The 5,440-nt window shown below is 70.8% G+C and carries 7 protein-coding genes; 2 read left to right on the top strand and 5 right to left on the bottom strand.

Annotation, left to right across the window (positions count from 1 at the left end; genetic code table 11):
* From QH290_RS26575 to QH290_RS26565, 3 genes are all read right to left on the bottom strand, one after another.
* On the bottom strand, nt 1–1,410 hold a 1,410-nt coding region (locus QH290_RS26575; RefSeq protein WP_280385871.1), incomplete at its 3' end, for a GMC family oxidoreductase.
* A 1-nt stretch (nt 1,411) separates the two neighbouring features.
* Nucleotides 1,412–2,176, bottom strand: coding sequence for a metallophosphoesterase family protein (locus tag QH290_RS26570; RefSeq protein ID WP_280269484.1), 765 nt, complete (start codon nt 2,174–2,176; stop codon nt 1,412–1,414).
* Nucleotides 2,177–2,192: 16 nt separating this feature from the next.
* The gene (locus QH290_RS26565) at nt 2,193–3,020 is read right to left on the bottom strand and encodes a BON domain-containing protein (RefSeq protein ID WP_280269485.1); all 828 of its coding nucleotides are present in this window, start codon (nt 3,018–3,020) and stop codon (nt 2,193–2,195) included.
* A 126-nt stretch (nt 3,021–3,146) separates the two neighbouring features.
* Here QH290_RS26565 and QH290_RS26560 point away from each other — a divergent pair, with 126 nt between their 5' ends.
* On the top strand, nt 3,147–3,695 hold the full coding sequence (locus QH290_RS26560) for a hemerythrin domain-containing protein (RefSeq protein WP_280269486.1): 549 nt from the start codon (nt 3,147–3,149) through the stop codon (nt 3,693–3,695).
* Nucleotides 3,696–3,702: 7 nt separating this feature from the next.
* Here QH290_RS26560 and QH290_RS26555 read toward each other — a convergent pair whose 3' ends face one another.
* Nucleotides 3,703–3,840 (bottom strand): hypothetical protein, encoded by a 138-nt coding sequence (locus QH290_RS26555; RefSeq protein WP_280269487.1) that lies wholly within the window; start codon nt 3,838–3,840, stop codon nt 3,703–3,705.
* A 4-nt stretch (nt 3,841–3,844) separates the two neighbouring features.
* A complete protein-coding gene (locus QH290_RS26550) occupies nt 3,845–4,672 on the bottom strand; it encodes an SDR family oxidoreductase (protein WP_280385868.1) in 828 nt (275 codons plus the stop codon).
* A 152-nt stretch (nt 4,673–4,824) separates the two neighbouring features.
* On the opposite strand from QH290_RS26550, the gene QH290_RS26545 reads away from it, so the two are divergent.
* Entirely contained in the window at nt 4,825–5,283 is a 459-nt protein-coding gene (locus tag QH290_RS26545) for an SPW repeat protein (protein ID WP_280385866.1), read from the top strand.
* The last annotated feature ends 157 nt before the right edge of the window (nt 5,284–5,440 follow it).

Below are 5,440 nucleotides of genomic sequence, written 5' to 3'. Positions count from 1 at the left end.
GGGGGGGGGGGGGGGGGGGGGGGGGGGGGGTCGCCGCGCCTGGGCCCCCGGCCCCCCCCCGGCCCCCCCCGGGGCGCGGGGCCGGGCCCCGAGGGTGCTGGTCACGGCGGTGGGGTCGGTGTCGGGGCCCATCCGGCAGGTGCCGACCGGGTGCTGGTAGGAGGCACTCTCCGCGCGGACCATCGCGTCGAGGTCGGTATCGATCCTGGTCGGTGTCAGCAGCCGTGCCAGCGGTGCGGTCGCGGCGATCCGCTGCGCGAGCCGGACACCGGTCGCCATGCGGCGTGCGTCGTCGGGGTGTTCGAGCAGGCGCGGTGAGATCGCGGGCCGCCCGCCGCGCAGCCGCACCGTGCCCCGGGTGTGCGGCGCGACAAGCCCGATCACCATGTGGCACAACGATTCACCGCCGACCACGTCGGGTCCGGCGGGGAAGATCTGCAGCTCGGGATCCGGGCCGTCCACCGCGCAGGTGAGCAGGTTCTGCAGCGGGGGCGTTCCGTCGGAGACGGCGGCGGCGAAGGGCAACCGGAGCAGGGGGTGGTCCTGGAGATTCCGTCCGACGCCGGGGAGATCGATCCGCGCCTCGAGGCCGTCGGCGGTCAGTTCGTCAGCCGGGCCTATTCCGGAGCGCAGCAACAGCAGTGGCGATCCGTACGCCCCGGCCGCCAGCACGACGAGGTCGGCGTGAACGGTCTCCCGCGATTCGGCCGTCCGGACGCCGACGGCGCGGTTGCCGTCCAGCAGGATCCGCTCCACGCGCACTCCGCCGCGGACGGTGAGGTTGGGACGCTGCCGGGAGGCCGCGAGGTAGGTCAGCGCGGTGGACTGGCGCACGCCGTCGACCTGGTTGAACGGCATCGGCCCGACACCGGTCGCCCCGGGTGCGTTGTGGTCGTCGATCGCGGCATATCCGGCCTCGGCGCAGGCCGCGACGAAGGCCCGCTGCAGCGACGTCCACTCGTCCGCGCCGGGGCGGGAGATCGGTATCGGCCCCCGGTCGCCGTGCCATTCGCCGGAGAAGTCCAGATCGCGCTCCACGCTGCGGAAAAAGGGCAGCAGATCGGCGAAGGCGAGGCCCGGATCGTCCTGCGCGGCCCAGGCGTCGTAGTCGGCGGGCTGCCCGCGCAGTGCCATGGCGTTGTTGGTCGCCGAACTGCCGCCCACCACGCGGCCCGCCGCGAGCGGTATGCGCGCGCCGTCCGCGCCCGGTTCGCTGATGTACCCCCAGTCGTACGGAGTCTCGGTGAGATCGGTGATGTCGGTGAGTTCGATCGGGAGATCCCGTGCGGCCGAACCGAAGTCGGGGCCCGCCTCGAGCAGCAGTACCTCACGATCGGGATTCGCGGACAGGCGCTCGGCCAGCACACCACCGGCGGACCCGGCGCCCACCACGATCACGTCATATCCCATGTCACGCAGTCCTTTTCGTCGATGAAGCGCCGGACGAAGCGGTGTCGTCCGCCGGTTCCGCGCCCAGCTCGTACACCGCGAACGCCGCATGGATGACCGGCTGGGCGACGTTGCGGACCCGGATCCCGCCGGGGGTGGTGCCGCTCTCGGTTCCCGCGTGCGCGTGCCCGTGTACGGCCAGGTCCACCGCGCAGTCGTCGATCGCCTCACCGAGCAGGTACGAGCCGAGGAACGGATAGATTTCGCGCGGTTCGCCGTGCAGGGTGTCGCTGACGGGGGAGTAGTGCGTGAGCGCCACCGTCACATCGGTGTCCAGGCTCGCCAGCGCCGCCCGCAGCGATTGCGCCAGATCCACTGTGTGCGAGGCGAACTCGCGCATCACCCGCTCCCCGAAAACGCTGGCGCACTTGCCCGCGAAGCCGCCGCCGAAGCCCTTGGTCCCGGCCACGCCGAGGGTGTGGCCGTCGACGGTCACCGTGGCGGCGGCGCCCTCGAGCACGGTGAGGCCGTGCTCGGTGAGCAGCGCGGCGACCTCGTGCTGCGCATCGCTGTGATGGTCGTGATTGCCCAGCACCGCGATCACGGGCACCGGTAGATCCTCGAATTCGGTGGCCACGGCGCGTGCCTCGGCGACGGTGCCGTGCCGGGTGAGATCGCCCGCGAGCAGCAGCACATCGGCACGGCCGGGAAGTTCCTCCAGGGCCGGTCGCAGTGTCCCGGCCGACTCGGGGCCGAAGTGGATGTCCCCGACGGCGGCGATACGCATGTCGAGCCTCCTGACGTCAGTCCAGCTGTTCGCGGTCGGTCGGCGCGGCGTTACTGGCGACCCGAACATCGTTGTGCACGCGAAGTTTCGGGACGTGTTCGCGGACCACGTCCTGCAGCTGCTCGCGGCACTGCGCGCTGGCCACCTCGCCGCTGAGCACCACGACATCGCCGCGGATCGTCACGTGCACACCCAGTTCGGCGGTGCGCGGATCCTCGGCGAAGGCGCGGCGGAGATTGGCCACCAGATACTGCGGCAGCATGTCGCTGTCGGGCTCGTCGGTCATCATGCCTCCTTGGTTGCTGATGCCGAGGTCGTCGACCAGGCCCAGGAATGCCCGCGCGTACGGCGACACGGCGGTCTCGGCCCGCACCCGCGGCCAGTCCACCTGTTCCCGCAGGTCCCGCGCGATGCGCAGCAGGCCGGTGAAATCCAGCCGGTGCGGGTCGAGCACCATGAGCTTGTCGACCATCAGGTCGGTGCCGCTGACCACCGGGGCGGCCGTCGGTCCGACCCGCATCCAGCTCGCGCGGCCCAGCAGTTCGTCGGTGACCGCGCGGTAGTTGGGCCGGAAGATGAGGTCCACCAGGGTGTCGCCGTCATAGGCCTTGGTGAGCCAGTCCTCGGCCGGGTCACCCAGGCGCAGCCCGGCGGCATCGAGCGACCGGCGGGCGCGGTCGACGTCGGCGGGCTTGACGAAGATGTCCACGTCGTGGTCCGACGCCGGGCCACCACGGGCGTAGACGGCGCAGCCCCCGGCGACCGCGAAGGGCACGCCGCTGTCGAGCAGGGTGTTCGCGACCCGGGTGAGGGTCTGCAACAGCTGGTCGATCGTCTGGACCATGCTGGGGACCTACCCGGTGACACCCCGGTTAATCCTGGGCGGCGGGGCCGGGGGCCGCGTTTGCGCGGGCCGGACGCGGGTAGCCGCACAGCTGTAGTCCCACGAGGTGAAAGCTGTTGAGAGGCAATGTATCCAGAGATCGAATCCGATATCGTCGGGCTGCTGACGACACGGCACGCACAGATCAAACGGCTGCTGGACCGGATTCGGCTCGGCACGGGTGACCGGCGCACCCGGTTCGACGATCTGGTCCGGACCTTCGCCGCCCACGAGTTCTCCGAGCATCAGGTGGTACATCCGGCCGCGCGTGGGCACGGTGTTCCCGATGATGTCGTGGACCAGCTGATGCTGCAGGAGAACGGGCTCGAACACGATCTGGCGGCGCTGTATGCGCGCGGCGCCGAGGATCCGCGGTTCGATATGGACTTCAGCGATTTCGCCGGTGCGGCCCTGTTGCACTGCGCGCAGGAGGAGCAGCAGGAGTATCCGCAGTTCCTGGCTCTGCCCGCCGAGATCCGGACGGAGCTGGCGCGTTCGGTGCTGGACGCGGAACGGCTGGCGCCGACCCGCCCGCATCCGAGCGCGCGGCGCACTCCACTGGCGCGCGGCGTCCTCGCTCCGGCGCTGGGGGTCGCCGACCGCCTCCGCGACGCGGTGCGCCGCCGGGGGCATTGAGCGGCGCTCAGATATCGGCCTTGCGGCTGCCCTCGTTGCCCGTGATCTGGTCCTGCTCGCGCGCGTCGGCTTTCGGGCGCCTACGCCGCAGCAGGGCGATCACCACGAGCACGGGTATCACCAGCAGTATCAGCAGCAGTTCCATCGGATCACACCCGCCTCCAGCGGTCGTCGGTGAGTCGTTCCCCGGCCTGCGGGCCCATGAGCAGCATGCCGCCGTCGACGACATAGGACGCGCCGGTGACGTACCCGGCGGCCGGGGTGGCAAGGAAGGCCACCACCGCCGCGACCTCGCGCGCGTCGCCGGGACGGCCCAGCGGGAAGCCGGGCCGGGGTTCGGTGCGCGGATCGACGCCCTCCTGACCGGTCATAGGGGTCGAGATCTCGCCCGGGGCAACGGAATTCACGGTGATGTCGTACTCGGCGAGCTCCAGCGCGAGCACCTTGGTCAGCGCGCCCAGTCCCGCCTTGGCGGCACAGTAGGGCGCGGCGCCGACACGGGGCGTGTGCTCGTGCACGCTGGTGATATTGATGATCCGGCCGCCCGCGCCCGCTTCGATCATGTGCCGGGCGGCGCGTTGCGCGCAGAGAAAGGCGCCGTCCAGGTCGACCGACAGCACATGGCGCCAGGTGTCGAAATCCATGTCCATGGCCCGTTGCGCGCTGCCCGTGCCCGCGCAGTTCACCAGGACGTCGACACCGCCGAGTTCCCCGGCCAGCTCGTCGACGACCGCGGCGGCCGTGGGCAGGTCGTCCAGGTCCAGTTGCCGCACGGCCGCGCGGGTGCCCGCGGCGCGGACCTGCTCGGCGGTGCGGTGCGCACCGGCCTCGTCGCGGTGGTAGGTGATACCGACGTCGACGCCACCACCGGCGAGGGCGGTGGCGGTGGCCGCGCCGATACCCGAATCCGATCCCGTCACGATCGCCCGCACCGGGGCCCCGGCACGGTCCTGGGGTGTGCGTGCAGTAGTGGTCATACCCCGCGACTACCCGGCAACCGCGCCGTCACACACGCGGGGGATGTGCGCCGCAGCGCAATTCGATTGACCCACGGGGACGCGGGTAGGCCCTCAATGCCCGACAAGGTGGCCGGGCACCGGAGAACCTCGTGAAGAAGGAGGCAGCGGTTATGGCCGACTACCCGCAGGAAGCTGCGGCACAGACGCCACGAACCGGTACCGCCGACGGCAAGCTCGGCGGCCCGTCCGCATCGACCGTCAACGGTCTGGTACTGCTGGCCGGGCTGTTCACGGCGATCACCCCGTGGGTGTTCGCCGACTTCGCCGATGCTCCGCGATTGGTGGTGTCCAATCTGATTCTGGGCATCGGCGTGGCGATCATCGGGCTGGTGCTCACCCTGCTACCGGCCCGCGGTTACGCATCGAGCTGGGTACTGATCCCGATCGGGGCCTGGGAGATCCTCACGCCCTGGATCGTCGGACCGGATATCACCACCATCGTCTGGGTGAACGTCTGGATGGGCGGCATCATCACCGTCCTCGGCCTCGCGGCCGCCGGACTGCTGGTGAACGCGTTCGCCGGTCTCGGACGCCCGCAGCTGGGCGGCCGACGGCTGGCGCATCGGTGATCCGGCCGAGCTGACAGATCCCACCGAACGTGGCGGGCGCGCCCCCCCCCGCGCCCCCCCCCAGTAATTAGGCGCCCCCCCGCAAAAACATCAGCCGGAGGAATTTAGATTGCGCAACCCCAAAAAACAAATAAAAAGTGTGCGCGACCCACCAATA

The organism is Nocardia wallacei (assembly GCF_029869545.1).
In the GTDB taxonomy this organism is placed as follows: domain Bacteria; phylum Actinomycetota; class Actinomycetes; order Mycobacteriales; family Mycobacteriaceae; genus Nocardia; species Nocardia wallacei_A.
This window is presented reverse-complemented; position numbering and strand designations above follow the sequence as displayed.

What these genes read in the sequence shown, in the direction of transcription:
- QH290_RS26570 (WP_280269484.1), bottom strand. Translation starts at nt 2,176, where the DNA reads ATGCGTATCGCCGCCGTCGGGGACATCCACTTCGGCCCCGAGTCGGCC.
- QH290_RS26565 (WP_280269485.1), bottom strand. Translation starts at nt 3,020, where the DNA reads ATGGTCCAGACGATCGACCAGCTGTTGCAGACCCTCACCCGGGTCGCG.
- QH290_RS26560 (WP_280269486.1), top strand. Translation starts at nt 3,147, where the DNA reads ATGTATCCAGAGATCGAATCCGATATCGTCGGGCTGCTGACGACACGG.
- QH290_RS26555 (WP_280269487.1), bottom strand. Translation starts at nt 3,840, where the DNA reads ATGGAACTGCTGCTGATACTGCTGGTGATACCCGTGCTCGTGGTGATC.
- QH290_RS26550 (WP_280385868.1), bottom strand. Translation starts at nt 4,672, where the DNA reads ATGACCACTACTGCACGCACACCCCAGGACCGTGCCGGGGCCCCGGTG.
- QH290_RS26545 (WP_280385866.1), top strand. Translation starts at nt 4,825, where the DNA reads ATGGCCGACTACCCGCAGGAAGCTGCGGCACAGACGCCACGAACCGGT.